Below are 22,741 nucleotides of genomic sequence, written 5' to 3'. Positions count from 1 at the left end.
GATCACAGGATCGATCCGGACATCGATCGAGTGCCGGCCGCTTGAGCTGCCCTTGAGGTGTTGACGCAGGTCCGCCGTGTTCCGACAGGCTCGGCACGCCCCGTGCGCAGTACGGGAGCCCACGCGCCGACGAGGCTCGCGGGGTCGTGACCAGTCTCCCTGATTGCCGGCCGGGCGGCCAGGAGGTCAGCCGACCGGGGGACGTCCACGGTACTCGGAGGTGACCTCGGGCACGTCGACCGCAGGCGGTTCTGGGGACGCCGTGGGCAGGCTGACGAGGACGGCCCACGGTCTTGTCGTAGTGCGACGGGTCGTGCGCTTGCAGTGACCGCACCCGTATGTTCAACGATCTGGTTGACAAACCTGGCGGTTGAGTTCTAAGGTTTGTTCAACCGCAAGGTTGAGTAAGGAGACAGTGGTGGAGGACCGGCTTTCGCGGGTGTTCGCGGCGTTGGCGGACCCCACACGGCGGGACATGGTGGCTCGGCTGGCGGTCGCGGACGCGACGGTCAACGAGCTGGCCGAGCCCTACAGCGTGACCGTGCAGGCGGTCTCCAAGCACCTCAAGGTGCTGGAGGACGCCGGGTTGGTCAGCAGGAGTCGAGAGGCCCAGCGAAGGCCCGTGCACCTGGAAGCGGAGGTGTTCGACCTGATGACCAAGTGGATCGAGCGATACCGGCGGGAGGCCGAGCAGCGGTACCGGCGACTGGACGCCGTGCTCGCCGAACTCGCCACCGAAGACGACCAGCAGACCCGGAACGAAGGAGAAGCGTCATGAGCGCCACCACGCACCACGAGGTCACCATCGCGGCCGACCCCGCGCTGCCCACGATCGAGATCGTCCGCGAGTTCGACGCGCCCCGCGAGGCGGTGTTCCGGGCGCACGTCGAGCCGGAGCTGGTCAAGAAGTGGCTCGGCCCGCGCAGGTTGACGATGGACGTCCTCCGCTGGGACGCCGAGACCGGCGGCGGCTACCGGTACGTGCACCGCGACGACAACGGCGAGTACAAGTTCTACGGCTCGTTCCACGAGGTCCGGCCCGGTGAGCGGATCGTGCAGACGTTCACGTTCGAGGGCTACCCGGACGGCGTGTGCCTGGAGACCCTGACCTTCGAGGACCTGGGCGACGGCCGGACCCGCCTGCGCGGCCTGAGCGTGTTCGAGTCGGTCGAGGCACGGGACATGGCCGCGGCGAGCGGCATGAGCAGCGGCGTCATCGAGGGCTACGAGCAGCTCGACGAACTCCTGGCCGACCTGTAACCCCGGCACCGCTCCGGCCCGGACGCCATGCGCCCCGGGCCGAGCGGCACGCCCCGAACACCCGCCACCGCCCGCCGTCTGCCGCCTGGTGCCTGGTGGGTCGGGCAGGTGCCCCGGGCCGCAGCGGGTGAAGCCGAGTGCGAACGGCCCGTCCTGGTTGTGGCGGGTGAAGCCGGACGGGAGCGGCCGACCTGGGTGTGGCGGGTGATCGGAGCTGCGGGCGCGGACACTGCGGACCGCCCTCGCCGGCCACGCGTCGCGCAGCCACCCGAACGTGTCGGGCACCGCCGTGTCGGGCACCGCCGTGTACCGCTGCGCTGGCGCTCGTCGTCGCCACTGCGAGGCGGGGAGAGGCGGGGCGGGGCGGGGCGAGGCGGGGCGAGGCGAGGCGGGGCGGGGTGTCGGTGGTCAGTGGCCGGTGGGGTGGTCAGTGGGTGGGGTGTTGGTGAGGTGAGGGGTGCCGGTGCTGTGGGACCAGAGGCGGGCGTAGTGGCCGCCGGCGGCCAGGAGGGCGGTGTGGGTGCCCTGTTCCGCTATCCGGCCGTCGGACAGGACAACGATCCGGTCCGCTCTGGCGGCGGTGGCCAGGCGGTGGGCCACGACGAACGTGGTGCGCGAGCCCGCCAGGTGGTCGCCGGCGGCCAGGACGGTCGCCTCGGTCTGCGGGTCGAGGGCGGCGGTGGCCTCGTCCAGCAGCAGCAGGTCGGGTTGGACCAGCTCCGCCCTGGCCAGGGCCACCAGCTGGCGCTGGCCCGCGGACAGCGACTGGCCGCGCTCGCCCACCTGCTGGTGGAAGGCCGCGGGCAGGGCGGCGACGGTGGGCAGCGCGCCGACCGCCCGCACCGCCCGCTCCACCTCGGCCTTCGACGCGGCCGGCCTGCCGTACGCGACGTTCTCGGCCACGTCGCCGCCGAACAGGTGCGCCTCCTGCGGCACCACGCCCAGGCGCTGCCGGAACGCCGACAGGTCGTAGTCCCTCAGGTCGACGCCGTCGACCAGGACGCGGCCCCCGGTCGTGTCGTAGAACCGCGCCACCAGCTTGACCAGGGTCGACTTGCCGGCACCGGTCTCGCCGACCAGGGCGACCGTCTCACCCGGCGCCACGTGCAGCGTCACGCCGGCCAGCGCCGGCCGGGCGGCGCCGGGGTAGGTGAAGGTGACGTCCTCCAGCACCACCTCGCCGCGCAGCGCGGTCACCGGGACCGGGTGCTCGGCCGGGGGCACGCTGGTCGGGGTGCGCAGCAGGTCGCCGATCCGGGCCAGGCCGACGCGGGCCTGCTGGTAGCCGTCGAACACGGTGGAGAGCTGGTAGAGCGGCGCGAAGAACAGCCCCAGGTACAGCACGAACGCCAGCAGCACGCCCGGTGACAGGGTGCCCGCCGCGACCCGGTACGCGCCGACCACCAGGACCACGGCCTGCGCCACGCCGGACAGCAGGGCCAGGAACGGGAAGTACGTTGCGATGTAGCGCTGGGCCCGGATCCGGGACCGGCGGTAGGCGTCGCTGCGGGCGGCGAACGCCTCGGCCGAGCGCGCCTCCCGGGTGTAGGCCTGCGCGACCCGCAGCCCGGAGACGTTCTCCTGAAGGTCGGCGTTGACCGCGCTCACCCGCTCCCGCGCGTCCGCGTACGCCCGGGACGACAGCCGCTGGAAGACCACCGTCGCCACCAGCAGGACCGGGAGCACGGCCAGCGCCACCAGCGCCAGCGACGGGTCGGTCAGCACCAGGGCCACCGCGATCCCGGCCACGGTCAGCACGCTGATCACGAACGTCGTCAGCCCGGTCTGAAGGAAGCTGGACAGCGCGTCGACGTCGGTGGTCATCCGGGTCATGATCCGGCCGGCCATCTCCCGCTCGTAGTAGTCGAGCCCGAGCCGTTGCAGGTGGGCGTAGCTGCGCACGCGCAGCAGGTACAGCAGCCGCTCGCCCACCCGGGACGTCACGACCGTCCCGGCCGCCGCCGACAGCCAGCCCAGCACGACCAGGGCCAGGCCGATCCCGGCCGCCAGCCACAGCCGGCCGGGCTCGCCGCCGACGACCCCGCCGTCCACGCCGAGCCGGACCAGGTTGGGCAGCGTGATCGCCAGCGCCGAGTCGACCAGCAGCAGCCCGCCGACGCCGAGCATCGCCCACCGCACCGGGCGCAGCAGTCCGCGCAGCCGGAACCCCGGGTCGGGTGCGCGCGGGTCCTCGCCGCGCAGGTCGGGCCGCTCGGTCGCGGGCGGCAGGGCGTGCACCCGGGCCATCAGCTCCGGGGTCGGCGGGGTGCCACCGACCAGCGCGGACGTCCCGCCGCCGCCGCGCGGACCACCCGCTGCGGCACGGGAGGTGTCCACCGCGCGGTTGCGCGCCCGGACGGCCACCTCGTCCTCCTCGGCCGCCGGCCACAGCTCGGCCGTCACGCCGTCCGGGCCGGGTTCGAGCGCCGCGTCGGCCCTCGGGTCGACCTGCTCGATCGCCTCGCCCGGACCGGCCAGCAGCTCCCGGTACAGCGGGCAGCGCTCGGTCAGCTCCTCGTGCGTGCCGACGTCGACCACCTCGCCCGCGTCGAGCACGGCGATCCGGTCGGCGAGGGTGAGCGAGGACCGGCGGTGCGCGATCAGGATCGTCGTGCGGCCGGCCGTCACCTCGGCGAGCGTGCGGTGGATGGCCGCCTCGGTCGTCGGGTCGACGGCGGAGGTCGCGTCGTCGAGGACCAGCACCCGCGGGTCCGACAGCAGCGCGCGGGCCAGTGCCACCCGCTGCCGCTGGCCGCCGGACAGCGTCAGGCCGCGCTCGCCGACCACCGTGCCGTACCCCTCGGGCAGGTCGGTGATGAACCCGTGCGCCTCGGCGGCCCGCGCCGCGGCCTCGACCTGCTCGTCGGACGCGTCGGGCAGGCCGTAGGCGATGTTCGCCCGGATCGTGTCCGAGAACAGGAACGCCTCCTCGAACACCACCCCGACGGCCCGCCGCAGCGACTCCAGCCGCAGCTCCCGCACGTCGACCCCGCCGACCCGGATCGCGCCCTCGTGCACGTCGTAGAACCGGGGCAGCAGCAGCGACACCGTCGACTTGCCGGACCCGGCGGTGCCCACGACCGCCAGCGTCTCGCCCGGCGCGACCTTCAGCGACACCGCCGAGAGCACCGGCTCGCTGCGGGTGTAGCCGAAGCGCACCTGGTCCAGCTCGACGGCCACCGGACCGGCCGGCACGTCCGCCGAACCCTCCACCACGTCCGGCTGCGAGTCGACCAGCTCGTACACCCGCTCCACGCCGGCGCGGGCCATCTGCGCCGTCACCACCAGGCTGGACAGCAGCCTGGTAGGCCCGACCAGGTTGGCCACGTAGGTCGCGAACGCCAGGAACGTGCCCAGCGACACCTCCCCGCGCAGCGCCAGCCAGCCGCCCAGCGCCAGCACCGCCACCTGCCCCACGTACGGCAGCGCGGTCAGCGTCGCGGTCGGCCGGGCGGTCAGCCGGGCGGCCCGCATCCGCTCGGCGAACAGCACCCGGGCCCGCGACTCCAGCCGGGCGACCTCGCGCGCCTCCTGGCCGAAGCCCTTCACCACCCGGACGCCGGTCACCGTCTCCTCGACGTGCTGCGCCACGTCGGCCGCCCGCTGCTGCGCCGACCAGGTCGCCGGGAACAGCGTCAGCCGGGTGCGCGCCGCGACCACCGCCACGGCCGGCACCACGACCAGCGCGATCACCGTCAGCAGGGGGGACAACCAGAACATCGCCACCAGGGCGGCCAGCGCGAACACCACCGTGCCGAAGGCCAGCGGGGTCATCGACAGCAGGCTGTTGACCAGTTGCAGGTCGGTGATCGAGCGGGACACCACCTGGCCGGTGCGCAACGCGTCCTGCCGGGGGCCGTCCAGCCGCTGGACCGCGTGGAACACCGCCTGGCGCAGGTCGTGCTGCACGTCGACGGCCAGCCGCCCGCCCAGGAACCGCCGGACGAACGCCGTCCCGAAGGTGAGCACCTCCAGGCCGACCAGCACGGCGGCCAGCCACGCCAGCCGGTCGGTGCGGCCGGCCACCGCGTCGTCCACGGCGGCCTTGAGCAGCAGCGGGGCCACCGCCTGCAGGCCCACGCCCACGACGGCGGCCAGCACCGACCACACCACCAGGGCGCGGTGCTCCCAGCACGCGGTGGCGAGTCGGCGGATCCAGCCTCGGGGGTGTGTCACGGGATCCACAGTAGGTCGGGGCACCGACAGGCTCGGGCCCGGAACCTGAGAGGACCGCCCCCTGATCTCAGGAGACGGTCCTCAGCCCAGCAGGTTCACTTGATCAGGTGATGTCCTTGCGCTGGGTGACGGCCCAGCCGCCGAGGAAGAACAGCCCCGTCCACACCGCGAAGATCAACGCGCTCAGCCACCAGTCGAACGCGCCCAGCGCGCCGGAGACCGCCCGCAGCGCCTGCTCCAGGTCGTCGGGCACCACGCCGGCCGTGGACAGGAACAGCGACGACGCCACCGAGCCGGTGATGCCGTTGACCGAGCCGTTGGGCAGGAAGCCGATCAGCTCCGGGATGCCCTGGGTGCCGATCACCAGCTGGATCCCGTTCTCCAGGATCAGCATGTAGAGCACCAGCACGACGGTCGTGCCGACCGGGCTGGTCACCAGCGCGCCGACACCGACGCCGAACATCGTCATCAGCACCGACGCCAGCACGCCCACCGCGGCCATGGCCAGCCAGCCCGCCGCGTCCGGCAGCGAGCTCGCGTCCGAGGTGAACGCGATGCCGATGGACACCGAGGCCACGATCGCCAGGCCGTAGATCGCGCCCCAGAGCAGGTACACGACGAGCTTGGCGCTCAGCGCGGACACCCGGTTCGGCGCGGTCAGGAAGGTCGTGGTGATCGTCTTGCGGTTGATCTCGTTGGAGATCGCCAGGCCGCCGAAGATCATCGGGAAGATGGTCGCGATGTTGATGCTGCGGGCCATCCCGAACAGCGACACCTGCCACTGCGCCGGGTCGATGCCCAGCAGTTCGGTGAGCTGCTCGAAGTCGCGGCCGTTGACCGCGTCCATGATGGACTTGCCGACGTACCCGGTGCCCAGCGCCCAGCCCAGGGCGATCAGCACCGTCGGGATCATCAGCCCCCACCACAGGCCGGTGGTGGTGGTCTTGCGGAACTCCGCCTTGATCAGGTTCCCCAGCATCACGCACCGCCCCCGAGACCGCTCTGACCCTGGCCGGGCTGGTACCCGGACGGCGGGTCCTGGGGACCCGGTGGTTGCTGCGCCGGCGGTGGTTGCTGCGCCGGGGGCACGTCCTGGGCGCCGGGTTGCGGCTGGTAGCCCGACGCCGGGTCCTGGTAACCCGGCTGCGGCTGGTAGCCCTGCTGGTAGCCCGGCGGCTGCTGGTAGCCCTGCTGGTAACCGGGCTGGACGGCCTGCGGACCGCTCGGCGGCTGCTGGTAGCCGTGCTGGTACGGCTGCTGCTGGTAGCCCGGCGGCGGCGCGTAGTAGCCGCTGCCCTGCGGGGGCTGCTGGGCGTACTGGTTCGGCCCCGACGCCGCGTACTGGCCGCTGGTGAGCTGGAAGAACAGCCGTTCGAGGTCGGCCTTCTCCTCCTGGATGCCGTAGATCGACACGCCCGCCGTCAACGCCAGGTCCGCGACCTGCTTGGCCGGCACGCCCGCGATCGCGATCCGCCCGTCCGGCAGCTGCTCGATCGCCGTGACGCCCTCCGCCTGCAACGCCGCGACCAGCGCGGCGGTGTCCGACGGCTGCACCAGCACGCGGGACTGCTGCTGCTCGCGCAGGCTCGCCAGCGGCCCGAAGTACATCGTCTGGCCGCGCGAGACGATCACCACCTGGTCCACCGTCTGCTCGACCTCGGCCAGCAGGTGGCTGGAGATCAGCACCGTGCGGCCGCTGCGCGCGTAGGACTGCAGGAACGTCCGCAGCCAGGCGATGCCCTCGGGGTCCAGACCGTTGGACGGCTCGTCGAGCACCAGGACCTGGGGGTCGCCGAGCAGCGCGGTGGCCAGCGCCAGCCGCTGCTTCATGCCCAGCGAGAACCCGCCCGCGTTGCGGTCGCCCGCCGCGCCCAGCCCGACCAGCTGCAACACCTGGTCGGCCCGCGAGTCCGGCACGCCGATCGCCGCCGCGTACACCCGCAGGTGGTTGCGCGCCGTGCGCTTGGGGTGGAAGCCCTGCGCCTCCAGCACCGCGCCGACCACCCGGGCCGGGTTGCCGAGCTGGTGGAACGGCCTGCCGTTGATCAGGCCGATGCCCGCCGTCGGCGTCACCAGGCCGAGCAACATGCGCAGCGTCGTCGTCTTGCCCGCCCCGTTGGGACCCAGGAAGCCGGTCACCGACCCGGGTTCCACCGTGAAGCTGAGATTCTGCACCGCTGCGACCGGACCGAACTGCTTGGTCAAGTTCTGCACCACGATGCGGCCACTGCCGTCGTGCACGCGTCCCTCCCGAATGTTTCTCGGGAGGTCATCCTGCCCTAGGGAGGTCAGTCCGGAAGGGCGTGTCGCGGTTTCGACACGACCGCGGGGATCTCGGTGGTCGCCTCGGTCGAGGTCTCGGCGTCGCGCATCCGACCGAACGGGCCGCGCAGCGGGCGCCGCCGCTCGCGGTGCGGCAGCCCCTCGCCGATCAGGTGCTGGTGGGCCATGGTCCACACCTGGCACGGCCACTTCTTGTGCCGCAGCACGCCGGGGCAGGCGCGGCAGCGGCCGTCGGAATGGGGCTGGTGCACGGTGAGCAGCAGCCGCCAGCCGTCCGCCAGCCGGTTGATCTCCGCGCGGGCCAGCGGCACCAGGGCCTCGGCGGCACCCCGCTCGGCGACCTCTTCGAGCTGGGACAGCCGGCGCAGGACGGCGGCGCGCAGTGTCTCGTCCACCGTCACATCCTGTCGGCGGCTTGGTCCAGCAGGCGGTGCAACCTGCGGGTCTGTGTGACTGACATCACAGCCGACTCGCCGGGTGGGGCGACCAGCAGCACCCGGTCGTCCTCGACCAGCACGGTCATCGAGCGGTCCCGCCCGAACGGGTCGTGACAATCGATCCAGCCCTGTGGTTCAGCCATGTGCGCTCCGATCGGAGGTCGGCGGCGGCGCGGTGGGCCCACCGCGGAGGGGCGTGCCCGCCGCGTCACCGCGCGGGCGCCTCGCTCTGTCCATCGGCCGACCGGGCGTCGTGACTTACCTGTTACGCGGTGAATTCACTCGTTTGCTCGAGGGCGGACACGGGCTGTGCTCCACCGGGTGAAGATCTGTGCGTCAGATGGGCGGGGCGGCTGGGCAGGGCCGCCCGTTCCCCGCTAGCATTGGTGACGCGGCCCGCTCCCAGTGACCCCCAGGCTGGTTGAGCGGGCCGCCTTTTCATGCCCGGACGTGCGAGAAGGGGCGCCCACCCCTCGTGGTGGACGCCCCTTCTTCGCGGGTGCTCAGACTTCGAGCGGAGTGTGGGTGAGGCCGTGCGCCTCCGCGACCGGCTGGTTCGTCAGCAGGCCGTCGTGCACGTTCAGGCCCAGCGCCAGCGCCTTGTCCGCGCGCAGCGCCGCCTGCCAGCCCTTGTCGGCCAAGGCGACCGCGTAAGGCAGCGTCACGTTGGTCAGCGCGTACGTGGACGTGCGCGGCACGGCACCGGGCATGTTCGCGACGCAGTAGAGCACCGACTCGTGCACCTGGTAGGTCGGGTCGGCGTGGGTGGTCGGCCGCGAGTCGGCGAAGCAGCCGCCCTGGTCGATGGCGATGTCGACGAGCACCGAGCCCGGCTTCATCTGCGACACCAGCTCGTTGGAGACCAGCTTCGGGGCCTTCGCGCCCGGCACCAGCACCGCGCCGATGACCAGGTCGGCCTCGCGCACGGCCTGCTCGACCGAGTAGCGGTTGGACGTGACGGTGCGCAGCCGGCCCTGGTACAGGGCGTCGATGTGGCGCAGCCGGTCGACGTTGGTGTCCAGGATCTCGACGTCCGCGCCCAGGCCCACGGCGATGGTGGCCGCGTTCAGGCCCGCCACGCCGCCGCCGATCACCACGACCCGCGCCGGGTGCACGCCGGGCACGCCGCCGGGCAGCACGCCCCGGCCGCCGGACGGCTTCATCAGCGAGAACGCGCCGACCTGGGGCGCGAGCCGGCCCGCGACCTCGGACATCGGGGCCAGCAGCGGCAGCGCGCCGTTGGCGGTCTGCACGGTCTCGTACGCGATCGCGGTGGTGCCCGAGTCCAGCAGCGCCTGCGTCAGCGGCTGGTCGGCCGCCAGGTGCAGGTAGGTGAACAGGGTCTGGCCCTTGCGCAGCAGCGGGTACTCCTGCGCGATCGGCTCCTTCACCTTGAGCACCAGGTCGCCCTCGGCCCACACCTCGCCGGCGGTGGCCACGACCTTGGCGCCGGCGGCCAGGTACTCCTCGTCGGTGATGGCCGAGCCGAGACCCGCGCCGGCCTCCACGAACACGTCGTGGCCGCGCAGCGTCAGCTCGTGGGCACCTGCCGGGGTCAGTGCGACGCGGTACTCGTGGTTCTTGATCTCGCGGGGAACTGAAATCCGCACGGAGGGCTCCTTCGGGCCGTTGTTAGTGCCAAAGCTCCGGTACGGCCATCCGGCTGTCATCGTGCCGTTGGCACGAACGCGCACCCGCCGCGTTGTGCCGGCCGGACAACGGCGAAGGGCTCCTGAACTCTCTGGACGCGCGTTGACACCCGTGTCACCGACGACTTAGCGTGCTCGCGTCCGACCAACTGAACATCGGCCGCGGTGCCGCAGGCACCGGAACCCGAGCGGGAGAGCCTCCAGCGCGTCTGGAGCGCCGAAGGAGCAAGTACCCCGCACACTCTCAGGCAACGAGAACCGCTCGGGCGAGGCGACTCTGGAAAGCGTGCTCACGCGCGCACCCACGGTGCAAGCCGCAGCGCTGCGGCGAAGCTCTCAGGTCCCAGGACAGAGGGGGGAACTGGCCGCGTGGACCGAGGAGCTGACGTGACTTTTCCGGACAACCTGCTGTACACGCCCGAACACGAGTGGGTCGACTGGGCTCCGGGTACCCAGGACCCCGTGGCGATCGGGATCACCTCTTACGCGGCGGAGTCCCTGGGCGACATCGTGTTCGTCCAGCTACCCACCGTGGGCGAACGCGTGAAGTCCGGCGACGTGTGCGGCGAGCTGGAGTCGACCAAGTCGGTGAGCGACCTGTACGCGCCGGTCAGCGGCGAGGTCGTGGAGGTCAACGCGGCGGCGGCCGACGACCCGTCGCTGATCAACAACGACCCGTACGGCGAGGGCTGGCTGTTCAAGGTCGCCGTCGAGGACGCGACGGGCCTGCTGACGGCCGCGAAGTACGCGGAACTGACCGGGGACTGAGCGCCGTGGCGATCAGCGTCTTCGACCTGTTCTCCGTCGGCATCGGGCCGTCGAGCTCGCACACCGTCGGCCCGATGCGCGCCGCGACGATGTTCGCGGCGCGCCTCGGCCACCGGACGACCTCGGTGGACCGCGTGCACGTCCAGCTGTTCGGTTCGCTGGGCGCGACCGGCCACGGGCACGGCAGCCCCAAGGCCGTGCTGCTGGGCCTGGAGGGGCACAAGCCGGAGGACGTCGACCCGGCCGCGGCCGACGTGCGGGTGCAGGAGATCCGGGCCACCAGGCGGTTGCTGCTCGGCGGGGTGCGCGAGATCCCGTTCACCGAGGACACCGACCTGATCATGCACCGCCGCAAGTCCCTCCCGTTGCACCCCAACGGGATGAGCTTCACCGCCTACGCCGGCGGCGAGGTGCTCGACGAGGCGGTGTACTACTCGGTCGGCGGCGGTTTCGTGGTGGACGAGACGGCCAGCGGGACCGACCGGATCAAACCCGACGCGACCCCGCTGGAGCACCCGTTCCTCAGCGGCGACGAGCTGCTGGCGCGGACCCGGGAGACCGGGCTGTCGATCAGCGAGGTGATGCTCGCCAACGAGACGGCGTGGCGCTCCGAGGAGGACGTGCGGCACGGCCTGCTGCACATCTGGGGCGTGATGCAGGAGTGCGTGGAACGCGGCTGCACCGAGACCGGTGTCCTGCCCGGGGGGCTGAAGGTGCGCCGGCGCGCGGCCGAGATGCGCCAACGGCTCGCCGCCGAGCACTACGCCACGGACCCGCTGCGGGTGATGGACTGGGTGACGCTGTTCGCCTTGGCGGTCAACGAGGAGAACGCCGCCGGCGGCCGGGTGGTGACCGCGCCGACGAACGGCGCGGCGGGCATCGTGCCCGCGGTGCTGCACTACTACGCGCGGTTCGTGCCGGGTGCGTCCGACGACGGCGTGGTCCGGTTCCTGCTGACGGCGGGCGCGGTGGGCGTGCTGTTCAAGGAGAACGCGTCGATCTCGGGTGCCGAGGTCGGCTGCCAGGGCGAGGTCGGGTCGGCGTGCTCGATGGCCGCGGGCGGCCTGGCCGAGGTGCTCGGCGGGACCCCGGAGCAGGTGGAGAACGCCGCCGAGATCGCCATGGAGCACAACCTCGGGCTGACCTGCGACCCGATCGGCGGCCTGGTGCAGATCCCGTGCATCGAGCGCAACGCGCTGGCGTCGATCAAGGCGATCACCGCGGCGCGGATGGCGTTGCGCGGCGACGGGTCGCACTTCGTGTCGCTCGACAAGGTCATCAAGACCATGCGGGAGACCGGAAAGGACATGAAGGACAAGTACAAGGAGACCGCGCGCGGCGGTCTCGCGGTGAACGTCATCGAGTGCTGATGCCGGTGGTCTCCCGGCCTCGGGCCGGGAGACCACCGCGAGCGGCCACCGCACGGCCGCCGTGCGCGGGGCGTGCGGTGCGACGAGGTGCCGTGCACCGCCGGACCCGGCGTGAACCGGGCCCTACGGCAGGGCGGCCTCGATCGCCTTGACCACGGACTCGTCCTCGGGCTCGGTGCGCGGCCGGAACCGGGCCAGCACCTCGCCGGTGGGGGAGAGCAGGAACTTCTCGAAGTTCCACTGCACGTCGCCCGCCTCGCCGTCGGCGTCGGGGTGCGCGGTCAGCTCGGCGTAGAGCGGGTGCCGGCCCTCGCCGTTCACGTCGAGCTTCTCGAACAGCGGGAACGTCACGCCGTACGTGGTCGAGCAGAAGGTGGCGATCTCCTCGGACGTGCCCGGCTCCTGGCCCGCGAACTGGTTGCACGGGAAGCCGACCACCGAGAAGCCGCGCTCGGCGTACCGGGCCTGGAGCCGCTCCAGCCCGGCGTACTGCGGCGTCAGGCCGCACTTCGACGCCACGTTCACCACCAGCAAAGCCTTGCCGCGCAACGAACCCAGGCTGCCCGGCGCGCCGTCGAGGGTGTGCACGGCGATGTCGTGGATGCTCATGCCGCCAGCCTACGGCGAGCCCCGGCCGGCTCCGCGCCGGCTGCGAGCCGGCTCACCCGGCTACGTGCTGTTGCGCGGCCGGAACACGGTGACGACCACGCGCAGCCCCAGCAGGACGCTGATCACCAGCAGGTTGTAGCCGAACACCTGGTAGAGCGAGATGCCCGCGCCGACCTGCGGCCCGCCCTCCGCGCCCAGCAGCAGCACCGCCATCACCCCGGCGGTCGCGCCGAGGACGGTCAGCATGGCCTGGTGCAGCAGGGTGACCACGAAGCTCCGGTCGCGCTCGTCGGCGAACAGCCGCAGGTTCATCCCCAGCCGGCCCTGCTCCAGCGCGCTGGAGATGCGCTCCAGCCGGCGCGGCAGGCGCTTGACCATCGGCAGCATCGAGTACAGCTCCTCGGTCACCGTGCGCCGCAACGACTCCGGCGTCAGGCGTTCGGCGAACTGCTTCTCGGCGAACGACCGCGACTCCACGACGAGGTTGAAGCCCGGTGACAGCGCGCCGAGCGTGCCCTCCACGGTGGCCAGCGCGCGGAACACCGCGGCGATCTCCGGCGGGATGCTCAGCCCGTAGCGGTAGACCAGGCCGAACAGGTCGCCGAACATCTCGGCGTCCGGCCGCATCCCGGCGCTCAGGTGCCGGGCCATGAACTGGCCGAGCGCGCGTTCGAGCTGCTGCTCGTCGATCTCGTCGGGGCGGGTGACCAGTTCCAGCAGCGCGTCGCGCAGGCCCGCCGGGTCGCCGCGGTCGATGGCCAGCAGCAGCTTGCCCAGCGCGGAGCGCAGCTGGCCGTCGATCCGGCCCACCGAACCGAAGTCCAGCATGCCCAGCCGGCCGTCGGCGAGCAGCATGATGTTGCCCGGGTGCGGGTCGGCGTGGAAGACGCCGTTGAGCATCACCTGGCGCAGCAGCACGTCCAGCAGCGAGCGGGCCAGTCCGCCCCGGTCGACGGTCTCCAGCGACGCGGACCGGATCGGCTTGCCGTCGAGCCGTTCCATCACCAGGACCCGGGCCGTGCAGTGTTCCTCGTACACCGCCGGCAGCACGACGGAGGTCTCGGTGGAGGCGGCGCGGACGGCGGCGAGGTTGCGCGCCTCCACCCGGAAGTCGAGCTCTTCGCGCAGCGCCGCGGAGAACCCGGCCGCCAGGTCCTTCACGCCGATCGACCGGCCCCAGCGGGTTCGGTCGTGGAAGGTCGCCGCGAGCCGGTTCACGATGTCCAGGTCGCCCTCGGCCACCCGCCGCACGCCCGGCCGCTGCACCTTCACCACGACCTCTTCGCCGGTCTTGAGCCGGGCGCGGTGCACCTGCGCCACGGACGCCGCCGCGATCGGCGTCTCGTCGAACTCGGCGAACACCTCCTCGGGCGCGCCGACCTCGGCGACCAGCACCTCCCGCACGGCCGGCCACGGCGCGGCGGCCACCTTGTCCTGCAACAGGGTCAGCTCGGCGATGACGTCCTCGGGCAGCAGGTCGGGCCGGGTGGACAGCACCTGGCCGAGCTTGACGAACGTGACGCCGCCCTCCTCCAGCGCCAGCCGCAGCGACCGGGCCAGCCGGGTGTCGGTGCGCTCGCGCCCGCGCAGGTACGGGCCCAGGCCGTGGCGGAAGGCGATGGCGCTGATCCGGGAGTACCGCCGGGCGCGGGTGATCCGGTTGCGCAGCAACCGCCACCACTCGGTGACCGGCGGGATCGACCCGGTGGGCACGATGATCTCGGCCAGCGTGAGGATCGAGATGACCACCAGCAGCGCGATGCCGATCTGGACGGTGCCGAGCGCGGGCGCGTCGTCCGGGCGGGGCATCCCGCTGAGCAGCGCCGAGGTCGTGGACAGCCCCAGCATGCACGCCAGGGCGGTGCGGACCAGCCCGACGCGCAGGCCGAGGATGCGGCGCGCGGCCAGCGCGATCCCCATGACCAGCGCCAGGTACGTCAGCGGGACGGCGATCGAGTACAGCACGAACTCGGCGATTTCCACGGTTCCCCCTAGCGTTCGCGCGGAGGATAGATCCACGTTGCTGAGAACGCCGGTCCGGAGGGGAGACCTCGGATCACTCGGGTGGCGCAACGGGGTGTGCGGAGCGTCAACCGTCTTGGCCCACGGCTGATTCTTGCGCTATTTCCGGGATCGCGGAGGGTGTTGACGGTGGTGGACGGTCGCTCTACCGTCGTCCTAGAGATCCGAGGAATGCTCTCACGACGAAGTGGGGTGGCCGGAGAATGGTCGTGCTCGACGCGCTCCTGGCACCGCTTCCCTGAGCCCCCGTCGGGGGCCCACGACTTCGGCGGCGGTGTCGTGGACCCCCGGCGGGTCCCATCCACAACAGTCCCACCCGAATCAGTCCCACCCAAATCAGTCCCAACCGGGATGGTCCCTGCCGGAACAGCCCCATCGGAACGGTCGCGATGAGAACGGGTGCGGTCAGGACCGGTCGCGGATCCAGGCCAGGGCCGCGTCCGCGTGGGTCAGCACGGAGATGTGCCCGTCCTCCGGGTAGGTGCGCAGCTCGGCGTCCAGCGCTCGCGCCAGCCACGCGCCGTGGGTCGGCGGCACCACCCGGTCCTGTCCACCGTGGAGCAGCAGGACCGGCGCGGTGATCGCGGCCAGGTCGACGCCCCACGGTGCCACGTAGGCCAGGTCGTCGGCGATCAGCCCGCCCGGGTCTTCCGTCGCCGGGCCGACGACCTTGCCGAACCAGCCCCACTCGGCGTCCAGCGCGGCCAGGTCGGCGGGCGCGAACCCCGGATCGCTCACCACGGCGAACCGCTCGTGGGCCGCCTTCGCCGCGGGACCGCGCCGTGCCGCTTCCAGCGACGCCACACCGGATTCGGCCATCCCGCCGAACCAGTCCAGGCCCTCGGCGTCGGACGGCGCGAGGCCGGCGGCGCTCACCACCGCCGTGACCCGGTCGGACGTGCCGCACGCCAGCGCGTGCGGACCGCCGCCGGAGTGCCCGAACACGGCGAACCGATCGATGCCCAGCGCGTCCGCGACGGCCGTCACGTCCGGTAGCGCGGAGCCGATCCGCCGGCCGGGGTGGGGTGTCGACCCGCCGTAGCCGGGGCGGTCGTAGGACACCCAGCGCAGGCCGAGCCGCCGGGCGGCGGGGAACAGCGGCTCGGGCGGCGCGCCGACGTTCGGCGTGCCGTGCAGCCAGAACACCGGCCGGCCGGTGCCCCCGGTGTCGTAGGCGTGCAGCGTGCGGCCGTCGGCCGGCCGCACGTCGAACTCGGTCACGTCCAACTCGGTCACGTCGAACCCGGTCACCCGCCCGAGCCTAGGCGGGTCAGAAGTCGAACACCGGTCCGGTGGCGGCCTTCGCGTGGCACGGGTTGCCGTACTCGGCGGTGAACTCGCGGGTCTCGCCGCGCCACGTGCCGGTCGCGACGACCGTCACCGGGTCGTACTGGAGGGTGCAGACGACGCCGTCCTCGGACAGGTCGGCGAACTGGCCGGCGACGGGGTCGAGCGCCGCGCACGCCAGGGTGGCGCCCGGGTGGCTGCCGCCGGTCGGCTCGCAGGTGAGGTTGTGGATCGTGGTCGTGCCGTCGTGCGTCCGGGACAGCACCAGGTTGGCTTCCGGGACGGCGACGGCGGGGACCAGCGCGGCGAAGGCCGCGAGTAGGGGGAGTGGTGCCATGCCCTCACAGTGGACCGCACGGCACCACGTCCTCCAGCCAAGTCACCACATCGTGTGGTCTCTTCACCACCGGCCGGGTTCAGAGCGCCCGCGCCACCAGGTCGCCGATGGCGCGCATCCCGGCCGCGTTGGGGTGCACCGGGAAGGCCGGCGCGGTGGGGATCAGACCCTCCACCCACTTGACGCCCGGCAGCGCGCACACGTCGTGGCCGAGGCCGATCGGGTACGGGTCGACGAACGTCGCGCCGGCGGCCGTCGTGCGCGCGCCGATCATGGCGTTGAGGGTGCGTTGCGTGCCGTCGAGGTACGGGACGTCGCCGACCGAGATCGGCACCACGGGCCAGCACCCGCCGGACGGCGGCAGGATGCGCAGGTACCCGACGACGACCACCTTCGCGCGCGGTGCGCGGTCCTTGATGCCGTGCAGCACAGCGGAGATCTTCGGTCCGGCGGCGGCGATCCGGGCGGCCAGGGCGTCCGTGCCGCCTGCGGTGTAGTGCTGTTCGCACGGCGCGCCCCACGGGTCGAGCACGCTCTCCCGGGCGCACGTCAGGATGATCTCGCCGAAGCCGATGTCGTTGCCGCCGATGGTGAGCGTGACCAGGTCGGTGTCGGCGGTGAGCGCGTCGAACTGCGGGGGGTTGGGGCCGAGCGGAACGCCTTGCGGCGCGGTCATGTCCACGGTCGTCGCGCCGCCGCACGACACGTCGGTGAACTTCCCGGGGCCGAGCTTCGCCGCGACCACGGAGGCGTAGTTGCGGGTGGAGCGGAAGCAGCCCAACGGGTCGGTGCGCTGGTCGGGGATGAACGGTCCGGAGGCGTAGGAGTCGCCGAGGGCCACGTAGTGCCGGTACTTCGGGGTCGCCTGGGCCGTCACGGGGATCAGCAGCGTCGCGATCAGGGCGACCAGCAGGGATGGCCGAAGTGTCATGTCGACCTCTTACTCGCGAGTAGGTACGGGCCTGCGGATCGTGACTGTGACGTGGCTCACTGTCAAGTCCGGCTCGGCCGTCCGGGCACCAGGGTGGTCGGATGGGGAACTCCGGGGTGCGCAGGGTTGCGCTCGCCAGTTCGGCGGGCAACGCGGTCGAGCTGTACGACTTCCTGCTCTACGGCACGGCGTCCGCGCTGGTCTTCGACAAGCTGTTCTTCCCGTCGTTCGACCCGTGGGTCGGCACGCTGCTGGCGTTCGCCACGTTCGGCGCGGGGTTCCTGGCCCGACCGCTGGGCGGCGTGGTGATCGGCCACTTCGGCGACCGGGTCGGCCGGCGCTCGATGCTGGTGCTCACGCTCACCGCGACCGGCGTCGCCACCGCGCTGATCGGGCTGCTGCCCACCTACGACTCGATCGGCGTGGCCGCGCCGATCCTGTTGGTGCTGCTCAGAATCGTGCAGGGGTTCTTCCTCGGCGGCGAGCAGGGCGGTGCGACCCTGATGGCGGTCGAGCACGCCCCGCCGGGGCGCACCGCGTGGTACGGCAGCTGGACCTTCCTCGGTTCCCCGCTGGGGTTGTTGCTGGCCAACGGTGTCCTCGCGGCGTCCACGGCGGTGTCCGGCGACCAGTTCCTCACCTGGGGCTGGCGGGTGCCGTTCCTGTTCAGCCTGGTCCTGGTCGGCGTCGGGCTCTACGTGCGGCTGTCGGTCGAGGAGAGCCCCGAGTTCCGCGCCGCGCGGTCGGAGCGCGGCACCGTGAAGCTGCCGGTGGTGGAGGTCCTGCGCGACTCGTGGCGCAGGGTGCTGCTCGGCGCGGGCGTGAACCTCGGGTTCAACATGTTCATCTTCGTGATCGCGACCTTCGTGGTCTCCTACGGCACCAAGCAGTTGGGGCTGTCGAGGTCGATGCTGCTCAACGCCGGGCTGATCGGCGCGGCCTCGCAGGCGGTGGCGATCCTGGTGTTCGCGAGGCTCTCCGACCGGATCGGCCGGCTGCCGGTGATGCTCGGCGGTGCGGTGTTCCTCGGCCTGTACGCCTTCCCGCTGTTCTGGTTGCTGGAGACGCGGTCGCCGGTGCTGGTGGTGCTGGCGCTGGTGATCGGCTTCACCGGGTCGGCGGCGGTGTTCGGGCCGATGCCCGCCTACTACGCCGAGCTGTTCGGGACGCGGGTCCGGTACAGCGGGGTGTCGTTGAGCTACCAGGTGGGCGCGGTGCTCGGCGGCGGCCTGTCGCCGCTGATCGCGGTGTGGCTGCTGGAACTCACGCCCACCCGGTCGTCCTGGCCGGTGTCGGTGTACCTGGTGGTGGGCGCGGTGATCAGCGTCCTGTCGGTGGTGGCGATCGGCGAAACCCTCCGGCGGGTGCCGGAGGGCGCGACGGTCCGCTAGCGGGTTGCCGGGCTAGTGGGTCGTGGCCGGGTGGCGGGACAGGACGGCGTCCAGCACGGCCGCGACGGTCGCCGCCGGGTCGGGCGGGAGTGCGGTGCTGCGCCACGCGATCACGCCGTCCGGGCGGACCAGGCTCGCGCCGGTGTCGCCGATGCCGTAGCGGCGCGCCAGTTCGCCGGTGTCGTCGGTCAGCTCCGGGACGTGCACCGGGGCGGCGGACCACGCCGGGTTGAGCGTGACCAGCGTCCAGTCGGTGAACAGCGAGATGGTCGACGTGGGGGTGCCCTCGTGCCGCACCACCACGTGCGGGGCGCGGAAGCCCGGCCGGCCGGTGGGGTCGAGCGGGTCCTCCACCGAGTCCGCCGAGTTCTCAGGGTCCGCCGGGTCCGCCGAGTTCTCCGAGTTCTCCGGGTCCGCCCGGTCGTCCAGGACGACGGCGTTCGACGTGCAGCGCAACCCGAAGATCAACCGCAGGTGGTCGAGGGCCTCGGGCACGTCCGGACCGGCCAGGTGCGGCGCGAGCCGTTGCACGTAGTTGTGGAAGGACGCGTCGATGATCCGTTGGGCGTACGGCCGGCGTTCCTCCTCGTAGCTGTCCAGCAGACCGGGCCCGGCGCGGCCCTGGAGCACGGCGGCCAGCTTCCAGGCGAGGTCGAACCCGTCGCCCACGGCGGTGTTGCCGCCCATGCCGCCGGTCGGCGGGGTCACCTTCGCCGCGTCGCCCGCCAGGAACACCCGGCCGGCGCGGAACGAGTCCGCCAGCCACGCCGCCATCTCCCACGCGGTGATGTCGACGATGTCGGGCTCCAGGTCGGGGAGGTCGGTGGCGACCCGGAGGAGTTCGACGCAGCGCTCGGCCGGGAAGTCGGCCAGCGACTCGCCCCTGGCCGGGTCGTACTCGACGGTGAACACGTTGCGCCGCGCGGTGTTCGTGCCGATGAACGCTCCGGTGAACGCCGGGTTCCGCAGGTAGAACAGGGTTCCCTTGTCGGCGGCCAGGTGCTCGGCCAGGTCGGCGTCGAACACCACGCCGACGTGGTGGCTCAGCTCGCCGGGACCTCGCCTCTTGATGCCCAGGCTCTCGCGGACGAACGAGCGCGGCCCGTCCGCGCCGATGAGGTAGTCCGCGCGGACCGCGTACTCCTCGCCGGACGCCCGGTCGCGCAACCGGGCCGTGACGCCGTCCTCGTCCTGGGTGAACGAGGTCAGCTCGGTGCCGAACCGGATGTCCGCGCCGTGCTCGCGGGCCTTGGCCACCAGTACCGGCTCCACGTGGTCCTGGCTGCTCATGCCGAACGGCTCCGGGCTCAGGCCGGTGTCCTGCTCGTCGTCCTCGTGCACGATCGTGTGGAAGACCCGCCCCCGCAGGCTTTCCGCCACCTTGATGACGATCCCGGACGAGACGCCCTCGCTGCCGCGCAGCACCTCGTCGGCGACGCCCGCGCGGCGGTAGATCTCCATCACCCGGTTCGTCTGGCCGGTCGCCCTCGGGTGCGGCGACGTGCCGGTGTGCTTGGCGATGGCCAGCACGTCGATCCCCTGCCGCGCCAGGAAGAGCGCGGCCGTCGCGCCGGCCAGTCCTGCCCCCGCGACCAGTACCTGTACGTTCGTGTCCCCTCGCATGGATGGAATCTTAGTTACAAAGAGACTTAGTTCGCAAGAGAGACGGTGGTGCCCGTGGCGGCGGAGGCGAACGCGGCCTCGACCACCTCCAGCCCGGTGATCGCGTCCTGCGCGGTGACCGGCGTCCGACCGGCGGCGATCGTGGCGTAGAAGGTCTGGTACGCGCCCGGCTCGGTCGGCGTCGGCGTGCCGGAGACGGTGCCCCAGGCGTCCGGCCGCTCGATCCCCCAGGACGGCCCGCCCGGCGTCACGCCCGCCTTGAGCCGTTCCTCCTGGGGGTCCATGCCGTGCTTGACGTACGCGGCCCGGTTGCCCAGCACCCGGAACCTCGGGCCTTGGTCCTCCGCCAGCGCGGACATCCAGAGGTGCGAGACGACGCCGTTGTCATGGGTCAGCGCCAGGAACGCGTCGTCGTGGGCGCGGGCGTGCTCGCGCAGCGCGCGCACCTCCGCGTAGACGGTCCGGGGGCGGCCGAACAGCGCCACCGCCTGGTCGATCAGGTGCGTGCCCAGGTCGTGGACGATGCCGCCGAGGTCGGCCGGGTCGCCGGACTCCTTCCACGAGTCCTTCACCTCCGGCCGCCAGCGCTCGAAACGCGACTCGAACCGGTGCACGTCGCCCAGGACGCCCTCGGCCAGCAGCCTGCGCACGGTCCGGAAATCGCCGTCCCAGCGGCGGTTGTGGAACGGGACCAGCCTGCGGCCGCGCGTCTCGGCCAGCGTGGCGAGCGCCTTCGCCTCGGCCACGCCACCCGCGAACGGCTTGTCCACCACGGCGTCCAGGTCGTGCTCCAGCGCCGAACGTGCGTGCGAAGCGTGGTACCGATTGGGTGTTGTCACGACGACCAGGTCGAAGTCCGCGGCCTGCCGCCAGACGTCGTCCGGGGCGTCCAGGAGCGCCGTGTCGGGGTACCTCGCGCGCACCTCCGCCCGGCGTTCGGGATTGCCCGTCACCACCGCTGACAAGGTCAGACCCGGCGTGGTGGCGATGAAGGGCGCGTGGAACGCGGCTCCGCCGAGCCCGTAGCCGATCAGTGCGGTGCGCATGGGGCGAACCCTAGGCTTCCCACGACGTGGACGCCCTGTCCAGAGTCGTCACGCAGCGCTACCTTCAGCGGCATGAGTCTCCTGGCGGCGCGGCGGCACGTCGACTACGTGCGCGTCACCAGCATGGCCTGTCGTCTCGGCTGATCGACCCCCTTGCGCGTCGTCTCCCTTCGTCGTGCCCGAAAAACCCCTCCAGCCCTTTGACAGGAGCACCGGCATGTCCTGGTCGTTCGAAACCAAGCAGGTCCACTCCGGAGCGTCACCCGACCCGGCCACCGGCGCGCGGGCCACCCCGATCTACCAGACCACCTCGTACGTCTTCCGCGACTCCGCGCACGGCGCGGCGCTGTTCAGCCTCGCGGAAGCGGGCAACATCTACACCCGGATCAACAACCCGACCCAGGACGTGCTGGAGCAGCGGATCACGGCGCTGGAGGGCGGCGTGGCGTCGGTGGCGTTCGCGTCCGGCCAGGCGGCCGAGACCGCGACCATCCTCAACCTCGCCCGCTCGGGCGACCACCTGGTGTCCAGCGCCTCGCTCTACGGCGGCACCTACAACCTGTTCCACTACACGCTGCCCAAGCTCGGCATCGAAGTGTCCTTCGTGGACGACCCGGACGACGTCGAGGCGTGGCGCGCGGCCGTGCGGCCCAACACCAAGCTGCTGTTCGCCGAGTCGCTGGCCAACCCGCGCAGCAACGTGCTGGACATCGAGGCGGTGGCCGAGGTCGCCCACGCGGCGGGCGTGCCGCTGGTGGTCGACAACACCGTGCCGACGCCCTACCTGCTCCGGCCGCTGGAGCACGGTGCGGACATCGTCGTGCACTCGGCCACGAAGTACCTGGGCGGCCACGGCACCGCGATCGCGGGCGTGGTGGTCGACGGCGGCAAGTTCGACTTCGGGGACGCGGAGAAGTTCCCCGACTTCAACGAGCCCGACCCCAGCTACCACGGGCTCCAGTACTGGCCCGTGCTGGGTCACGGGGCGTTCGCCGCGAAACTGCGGGTGCAGGGCCTGCGGGACACCGGCGCGGCGATCGCCCCGCTGACCAGCTTCCTGATCCTGCAGGGGATCGAGACGCTGTCGCTGCGGATCGACAAGCACGTGGCCAACGCGAAGGCGCTGGCCACCTGGCTGGAATCGCGCGACGAGGTGGAGAAGGTCCACTACGCGGGCCTGGAGTCGTCGCGGTGGCACTCGCTGGCGCAGAAGTACCTGCCGCTGGGCGCGGGCGCGATCGTGTCGTTCGAGCTGCGCGGCGGGGTCGAGGCCGGCCGGGCGTTCGTCGACGGCGTCGAGCTGTTCTCCCAGCTGGTCAACATCGGCGACGTGCGGTCGCTGATCGTGCACCCGGCATCCACCACGCACAGCCAGCTGACCGCCGCGGAGCAGCTCGTCGCCGGGGTGACGCCCGGCCTGGTCCGGCTCTCGGTGGGCATCGAGGGCGTGGAGGACCTCAAGGAAGACTTGGAGGCCGGGTTCCGCGCCGCCAAGGCCGTGCAGTGAGTCCTGCTCCGGTGTTCGGGACGGGCTCGCTGTGACGTTCGGGTC

19 protein-coding genes and 1 riboswitch are annotated in these 22,741 nt (G+C 72.2%); of the genes, 6 read left to right on the top strand and 13 right to left on the bottom strand.

Features of this window, described 5'->3' with window-relative positions:
• The first annotated feature begins 415 nt into the window (after window positions 1–415).
• Window positions 416–778 (top strand): ArsR/SmtB family transcription factor, encoded by a 363-nt coding sequence (locus BN6_RS36375; RefSeq protein WP_197540425.1) that lies wholly within the window; start codon window positions 416–418, stop codon window positions 776–778.
• Window positions 775–1,260: an SRPBCC family protein gene (locus tag BN6_RS36370; protein ID WP_015104862.1), complete on the top strand. Its 486-nt coding sequence runs from the start codon at window positions 775–777 to the stop codon at window positions 1,258–1,260. Before BN6_RS36375 ends, BN6_RS36370 begins: the two co-directional genes overlap by 4 nt.
• 408 nt (window positions 1,261–1,668) lie before the next feature.
• Here BN6_RS36370 and BN6_RS36365 read toward each other — a convergent pair whose 3' ends face one another.
• The 6 genes from BN6_RS36365 to ald form a co-directional block, all read right to left on the bottom strand.
• Window positions 1,669–5,445, bottom strand: a complete 3,777-nt coding sequence (locus BN6_RS36365) for an ABC transporter ATP-binding protein (RefSeq protein ID WP_015104861.1) — start codon at window positions 5,443–5,445, stop codon at window positions 1,669–1,671.
• Between the two features lie 94 nt (window positions 5,446–5,539).
• The gene (locus BN6_RS36360; RefSeq protein WP_015104860.1) at window positions 5,540–6,415 is read right to left on the bottom strand and encodes an ABC-2 transporter permease; all 876 of its coding nucleotides are present in this window, start codon (window positions 6,413–6,415) and stop codon (window positions 5,540–5,542) included.
• Window positions 6,415–7,677: an ABC transporter ATP-binding protein gene (locus BN6_RS36355; protein ID WP_015104859.1), complete on the bottom strand. Its 1,263-nt coding sequence runs from the start codon at window positions 7,675–7,677 to the stop codon at window positions 6,415–6,417. The genes BN6_RS36360 and BN6_RS36355 overlap by 1 nt, the downstream gene beginning before the upstream one ends.
• A 47-nt stretch (window positions 7,678–7,724) precedes the next feature.
• Window positions 7,725–8,114: a hypothetical protein gene (locus tag BN6_RS36350; protein ID WP_041315356.1), complete on the bottom strand. Its 390-nt coding sequence runs from the start codon at window positions 8,112–8,114 to the stop codon at window positions 7,725–7,727.
• Between the two features lie 2 nt (window positions 8,115–8,116).
• Window positions 8,117–8,299 carry a hypothetical protein gene (locus tag BN6_RS45145; RefSeq protein WP_041315353.1) on the bottom strand — a complete coding sequence of 61 codons (183 nt, stop codon included), beginning with the start codon at window positions 8,297–8,299 and terminating at the stop codon, window positions 8,117–8,119.
• Between the two features lie 360 nt (window positions 8,300–8,659).
• A complete protein-coding gene (ald, locus tag BN6_RS36340) occupies window positions 8,660–9,766 on the bottom strand; it encodes an alanine dehydrogenase (RefSeq protein WP_015104856.1) in 1,107 nt (368 codons plus the stop codon).
• Window positions 9,767–9,984: 218 nt separating this feature from the next.
• Window positions 9,985–10,076, top strand: a riboswitch (glycine riboswitch).
• A gap of 116 nt (window positions 10,077–10,192) precedes the next feature.
• Between ald and gcvH the strand changes: the two genes are divergently transcribed.
• Window positions 10,193–10,573 carry a glycine cleavage system protein GcvH gene (gene gcvH, locus BN6_RS36335; RefSeq protein WP_015104855.1) on the top strand — a complete coding sequence of 127 codons (381 nt, stop codon included), beginning with the start codon at window positions 10,193–10,195 and terminating at the stop codon, window positions 10,571–10,573.
• Window positions 10,574–10,578: 5 nt separating this feature from the next.
• Window positions 10,579–11,943 (top strand): L-serine ammonia-lyase, encoded by a 1,365-nt coding sequence (locus tag BN6_RS36330; protein WP_015104854.1) that lies wholly within the window; start codon window positions 10,579–10,581, stop codon window positions 11,941–11,943.
• Window positions 11,944–12,066: 123 nt separating this feature from the next.
• On the opposite strand, the gene BN6_RS36325 is transcribed toward BN6_RS36330, so the two are convergent.
• The 5 genes from BN6_RS36325 to BN6_RS36305 all read right to left on the bottom strand — a co-directional run bounded on the left by BN6_RS36325 (window position 12,067) and on the right by BN6_RS36305 (window position 17,129).
• Window positions 12,067–12,552: a glutathione peroxidase gene (locus tag BN6_RS36325; RefSeq protein ID WP_015104853.1), complete on the bottom strand. Its 486-nt coding sequence runs from the start codon at window positions 12,550–12,552 to the stop codon at window positions 12,067–12,069.
• 60 nt (window positions 12,553–12,612) lie between these two features.
• The gene (locus tag BN6_RS36320) at window positions 12,613–14,535 is read right to left on the bottom strand and encodes an ABC1 kinase family protein (RefSeq protein ID WP_015104852.1); all 1,923 of its coding nucleotides are present in this window, start codon (window positions 14,533–14,535) and stop codon (window positions 12,613–12,615) included.
• 444 nt (window positions 14,536–14,979) lie between these two features.
• Complete coding sequence (locus BN6_RS36315; RefSeq protein WP_231904839.1) at window positions 14,980–15,825, bottom strand: alpha/beta fold hydrolase; 846 nt, start codon at window positions 15,823–15,825, stop codon at window positions 14,980–14,982.
• 19 nt (window positions 15,826–15,844) lie between these two features.
• Window positions 15,845–16,198 carry an SSI family serine proteinase inhibitor gene (locus BN6_RS36310; protein ID WP_015104850.1) on the bottom strand — a complete coding sequence of 118 codons (354 nt, stop codon included), beginning with the start codon at window positions 16,196–16,198 and terminating at the stop codon, window positions 15,845–15,847.
• 79 nt (window positions 16,199–16,277) lie between these two features.
• Window positions 16,278–17,129, bottom strand: a complete 852-nt coding sequence (locus BN6_RS36305; RefSeq protein WP_015104849.1) for an SGNH/GDSL hydrolase family protein — start codon at window positions 17,127–17,129, stop codon at window positions 16,278–16,280.
• 101 nt (window positions 17,130–17,230) lie between these two features.
• On the opposite strand from BN6_RS36305, the gene BN6_RS36300 reads away from it, so the two are divergent.
• Window positions 17,231–18,520 carry an MFS transporter gene (locus tag BN6_RS36300; protein ID WP_015104848.1) on the top strand — a complete coding sequence of 430 codons (1,290 nt, stop codon included), beginning with the start codon at window positions 17,231–17,233 and terminating at the stop codon, window positions 18,518–18,520.
• A gap of 12 nt (window positions 18,521–18,532) precedes the next feature.
• Here the strand turns inward: BN6_RS36300 and rdmE are convergent, their stop codons facing one another.
• Both rdmE and BN6_RS36290 read right to left on the bottom strand, forming a co-directional pair.
• Window positions 18,533–20,143 carry an aklavinone 12-hydroxylase RdmE gene (gene rdmE / locus BN6_RS36295; protein WP_015104847.1) on the bottom strand — a complete coding sequence of 537 codons (1,611 nt, stop codon included), beginning with the start codon at window positions 20,141–20,143 and terminating at the stop codon, window positions 18,533–18,535.
• Window positions 20,144–20,169: 26 nt separating this feature from the next.
• Entirely contained in the window at window positions 20,170–21,189 is a 1,020-nt protein-coding gene (locus BN6_RS36290; protein WP_015104846.1) for a Gfo/Idh/MocA family oxidoreductase, read from the bottom strand.
• Between the two features lie 217 nt (window positions 21,190–21,406).
• Here BN6_RS36290 and BN6_RS36285 point away from each other — a divergent pair, with 217 nt between their 5' ends.
• Entirely contained in the window at window positions 21,407–22,696 is a 1,290-nt protein-coding gene (locus BN6_RS36285) for a bifunctional o-acetylhomoserine/o-acetylserine sulfhydrylase (RefSeq protein WP_015104845.1), read from the top strand.
• The last annotated feature ends 45 nt before the right edge of the window (window positions 22,697–22,741 follow it).

The sequence above is a fragment of the Saccharothrix espanaensis DSM 44229 genome, from assembly GCF_000328705.1.
GTDB lineage: Bacteria > Actinomycetota > Actinomycetes > Mycobacteriales > Pseudonocardiaceae > Actinosynnema > Actinosynnema espanaense.
The sequence above is the reverse complement of the archived record's forward strand: the minus strand, read 5'-3'. Positions and strand labels throughout refer to the sequence as shown.